This window comes from Candidatus Hakubella thermalkaliphila, from assembly GCF_013281975.1.
Taxonomy (GTDB): Bacteria; Actinomycetota; Humimicrobiia; order Hakubellales; family Hakubellaceae; genus Hakubella; species Hakubella thermalkaliphila.
The window spans coordinates 1-4,484 of record NZ_BLRZ01000124.1 but is presented as its reverse complement, the minus strand read 5'-3'; the positions used below and the strand labels follow the sequence as shown (position 1 = coordinate 4,484).

The window sequence follows — 4,484 nt, the reverse complement described above, 5'->3', positions numbered from 1 at the left end:
TACCTGGTAAACCGTATTATTGTTTTTCACAGGATGCCATTTTCTGTTGAACCTGGGTGAATAACAAACAATGCAAGAAAAAGGAAGGCGGCAGCGAATTTATTCTCCTGGCTGCACAGATTGGACAAAGCTGGATTGGATACTATCTATGCAGAACCCGTCCCCGAAGGAGGGCCAGGACGGGCGATCATGGACAGGTTAAGGAGAGCGACAGGTGAATATATGCTCAAAATAGTGTATTCTGTAGAGGAGAGGTAGAGAGATTTCTGTGTGGAGGTAAGGAACAATGCGGCGAAGTGATAGAATTAAGAAAGGATTAGAGCGGGCTCCTCATGGCTACCTAAACAAAGAAAGGTCAAGGGATATCTTTCTCAGTATAGAAACGGCACTTCCAGCTCTGGTGAAGGCGCCAGTATAAAAAGCTAATGAAGTTAGAGAATAAGAAAGTAGCTGTAATAGGATTTGGATTAACCGGGAGAGCAGTAGTTGATTTTCTTCTGAAAAAGAAGGTGAATATTGCCGTATTTGATGAAAAAAGTAGCCGGGTATTTGAAAACATAAGGGGCTTGAAAGAAAAGGGGGTAAGATTTTATTTTGGTCCATTTAATTTTGAGAAGATTGCTGAAGCGGAGCTAATTGTAATGAGTCCCGGGGTGAGTAGTTTTAGATTTCCTGAATTCAAAAAACTGGAGCAATTCAACAGAGAAGTTGTCTCTGAGATTGAGTTAGCATTTAGATTTCTTAAGGGAAAACTCATCTGTGTAACAGGAACAAACGGAAAATCTACTACAGCAACCTTAGTACATAATCTTTTTAGCACTGCGGGAAGAAAGAGTTTTCTTCTGGGTAATATTGGTGTCCCTTTTGTCAGCCAGGTAGAAAATATAAGGTGTGATGAATATGCTGTGGTAGAGGTGTCCTGTTTCCAGTTAGAACATGCAAAATCATTTAAACCTGACTATGTTATCCTGACCAATATAAGTGCAGATCATCTCGACAGGTATCCATCAATGAAGTCCTATGTAGAAACAAGAAAAAATATCTTTAAGAATATCACTTCAGAAGACAAGATTATCTTGAACTTTGATGATCCATTAACTCGAAGATATTTTCCTGCCTTACCCCGCAAGAGACCAGAGGTCTTGCGGGGTTTACCTGATGGCCAGCTCTACTGGTTCTCTCGAAGCTCGGAAGTTCATCGCGGTGTCTTTGTTAGAGGGAATAATTTTATGTTCAGGGATAAAGAAGAGATAATCTTTTTTAAATCTTCTGAGCTTCCTTTGATTGGGCTGCATATGGTAGAAAATGCCTTAGCTGCATCTTTAGTTCCTATATTGGAGGGGATAGAGATAGGTTTAATCCAAAAAGGACTGAAGAGTTTCCAAGGCTTAAAGCATAGAATAGAATTTGTAACCCATTTTGCTGGGGTAGATTTTATCAATGATTCTAAGGCTACCAATGTGGATGCAGTATTAAAGGCAGTTATGAGTCTTAATTCCACTTCCCAGAGGATAGTGATAATAATGGGAGGAAAGGATAAGGGCGGAGATTTCTCTCTGTTAAAGCCCGTCTTAACTGATAAAGTTAAACTGGTGGTTTTAATAGGGGAAGCTGCTTCCAAAATCTGCACCCAATTAAACGGAGCTGTTCGGATAAAGAAAGCCCGCAGTATGCAGGAAGCAGTGAGGATATCTTTTGAGGAGGCAAAACCCCAAGGCATCGTACTGCTGTCTCCAGGATGTGCCAGTTTTGATATGTTTAATAGTTTTGAGCATCGGGGAGAACTTTTTAAAGAGGAAGTATTGAGGCTGAAAAAAGATATGACCGAAGGTGAAGTATGGACTTAATCATTAAGAATGGTAAAGTAGTAACCGCAGAAAAGACGCTTGTTGCGGATGTAGGTATTGAAAAGGGAAAGATAAAAGCAATTGGGAAGAATATAAAATGCGCTTGCCCGGACGTAAAGATTATTGATGCTAAGGGAATGCTCGTTATGCCTGGCGGGGTTGATGTGCATGTTCATTTGAATCTATTTGTCAGCAATACCTGTTCTGAAGAGTGGGATACTGCTACTGCTGGAGCTGCCTGTGGTGGCGTGACCACAGTTATTGACTTTGCTTATCAAGAGTTGGGTGGTTCGTTAAAAAAAGCCGTGGAGGATAGACAGGCTGATGCCAGCGGAAAGGTCTGTATTGACTATTCTTTACACGCAGGGATCACTGACTGGAATGATAATGTTAAAACGGAGATGAATACTCTGGTAGAGGAAGGCATCACTTCATTTAAGATGCATATGGATCGTAAGGAAGGTTGTATGTCTGATGATGGGATGCTTTTTCAGGCGCTTGAAGAGACGAGGAAAAATGGAGCCCTAATCATGGTGCATGCTGAAAACGCCTTTGTACTTGAATTATTGATTGCGAGATACCGTCCTCAGACAAAGACATTAGGAGCCTGGGCCCATGCCCTGTCTCGACCCTGCTTTATAGAATACGAGGCTATTCAAAGAGCAATTACCTGGGCGGAAGTTACCAAAGGATTACTCTATATTGTTCATGTATCTACCGGAGAAGGGGTAGAAGTGATAAAACAAGGGAAAAAAAGAGGAGTAAATGTTTGGGCTGAGACCTGCCCTCAATATCTCTTATTAACTGATGAGGTGTATAAAAGAAAAGATGGACATCTTTATGCCTGCTGCCCCCCAATTAGGACAAAGCATGATAAGGAGAGGTTATGGGAAGGAATAATCAAGGGAGAAATTCAGGTAATAGCCACGGATAGTTGTGCCTTTACCAAGAAACAGAAAGATGCATGGGAGGGGGATTTTACAAAGATTCCTTATGGTCTCCCTGGAGCGGAGCTGCGGATTCCCACTATGTGGAGCGCCTTTAGGAAGAGGAAAATTTCGATGAATAAATTTGTATCATTGGTGGCTACAAATCCAGCAAAACTCTTTGGTCTTTATCCGCAGAAAGGAACAGTAGAAATGGGCAGTGATGCGGATATTGTTATTTTTGATCCGAAAAAGAAAGTTACTGTTGATTGGAGAGACCTTGTTTCTAAATGCGACTGGACACCTTATCAAGGGATGGAACTTACCGGCTATCCAGTGATAACCATCTTACGGGGAGAGGTCATTGCCAAAGATGGAAAATTTGTTGGTAAAGTTGGTAGAGGAAGATTTTTAGGTTCTTCTCCCATTTTCTACGGTACAGGTAGAGGTAAAGGAAGTGGGTTATCGGCCTGAAAGATTTTGAGGATAAAGTATTTAAGGTCATGGAATCCACAGGCCTTACGTCTTATGAGTCCCACCTTCCTGTTATTTGCCTCCAAGATTGCTGTGTTGATAGGGTATAAACAGTAACTCCAGAGCCCTGACCTATGAACCTTAAGCATATCCGCAAAATCCATTAGGTGCTTTAGGTTGCTCTCATAGGCCATCTCACACCAGTTATCAAGGGCTTTATTAAACTGGGCAACCGTTACACACTCCCAGCGTTGTTTTAATTGTTCACCCAAGGTATAAGCTGTGTTAAGGGGCATATTGATATTCAAAAGCTGGCTTAAACGCATCTTACCATCTTCTTTCAACCTCAGGGGGTTCATAACAAGGAGCCACTTTGTCCTTTTAAAGAACCCCTTATACTCTTCATCTGCCTTTTTAAACTCATCGATCCTTATCCGGTCCATAACCTTGTTAAAGTCCTGGACTAGGTGGAACTTGTCATGGACTATTAAGGCATGGGGACAGGGTTCCTTTACTCCTTCGATGTAGGCCTTGGACATGTCTATGGCAACTGCCTTGATACGCTTACCCCTTTCTTTCCCCAACTGTTCAAAAAACTTGGATAAGGTCTCCTTATTCTTTCCTAGGCCTACCCATATGAGATGGGGGTCATTGAGGTCAAAAACACAGGTAAGGTACTTATGGCCCTTTCTATAGGAGACCTCATCTATACCAATAACGGTTATATTATCTAAACCAGGGGCCTCAAATCTGTGTTCAAGATAGGCCTTGTCTATGTTTTTAACGGTCTTCCAGTTAAGGGAAAAATACAAGGCTACAACAGTCAATGGAAGATGCTGACATAACCAGGCAACGGCCTCCTCAAGACGCTTTGTGGCCCGGGCACAGGGACGGATAAAAGGTATATGCTCAACACGGATGCCACATTGTTTGCACCTGACCTCATAGTATTCAACTTTAGTGAAGGTCTTCCAGCCATGAAATAGGAGGTCTTTAACCGTCCTCTCCTTCCTTCGCTCTGGTGATGCCTTTTGATTACAAACAGAACAGAGGTGATTATGCCTGGAATCTCTTTCAAGTTCAACATTAACCTCTATAGATTCTTTAGAATAAGAAATTTGCTTGAGTTTATACGGGGCATAACCTAAAATCCCTTTGGGGATTGCTGCTGACATACGAATCACTCCCTTGAAAATAACCCAATTTTCATGCGACGTGGTGCGCCGCGGCGCATGGG

3 protein-coding genes and 1 pseudogene are annotated in these 4,484 nt (G+C 42.1%); 3 read left to right on the top strand and 1 reads right to left on the bottom strand.

Annotated elements, in window-relative coordinates:
• Positions 1–81 precede the first annotated feature (81 nt).
• The 3 genes and pseudogenes from HW443_RS14000 to hydA form a co-directional block, all read left to right on the top strand.
• Positions 82–258 (top strand): annotated as a pseudogene (locus HW443_RS14000) (Sua5 family C-terminal domain-containing protein); the annotation flags it as partial.
• 167 nt (positions 259–425) lie between these two features.
• On the top strand, positions 426–1,847 hold the full coding sequence (gene murD / locus HW443_RS09510; protein WP_176236685.1) for a UDP-N-acetylmuramoyl-L-alanine--D-glutamate ligase: 1,422 nt from the start codon (positions 426–428) through the stop codon (positions 1,845–1,847).
• On the top strand, positions 1,838–3,247 hold the full coding sequence (gene hydA / locus HW443_RS09505) for a dihydropyrimidinase (RefSeq protein WP_176231873.1): 1,410 nt from the start codon (positions 1,838–1,840) through the stop codon (positions 3,245–3,247). The genes murD and hydA overlap by 10 nt, the downstream gene beginning before the upstream one ends.
• Here the strand turns inward: hydA and HW443_RS09500 are convergent.
• Positions 3,205–4,484 (bottom strand): ISL3 family transposase (locus HW443_RS09500; protein WP_219857242.1); only part of this gene is annotated, 1,280 nt, incomplete at its 5' end. The two genes, hydA and HW443_RS09500, sit on opposite strands and share 43 nt — an antisense overlap.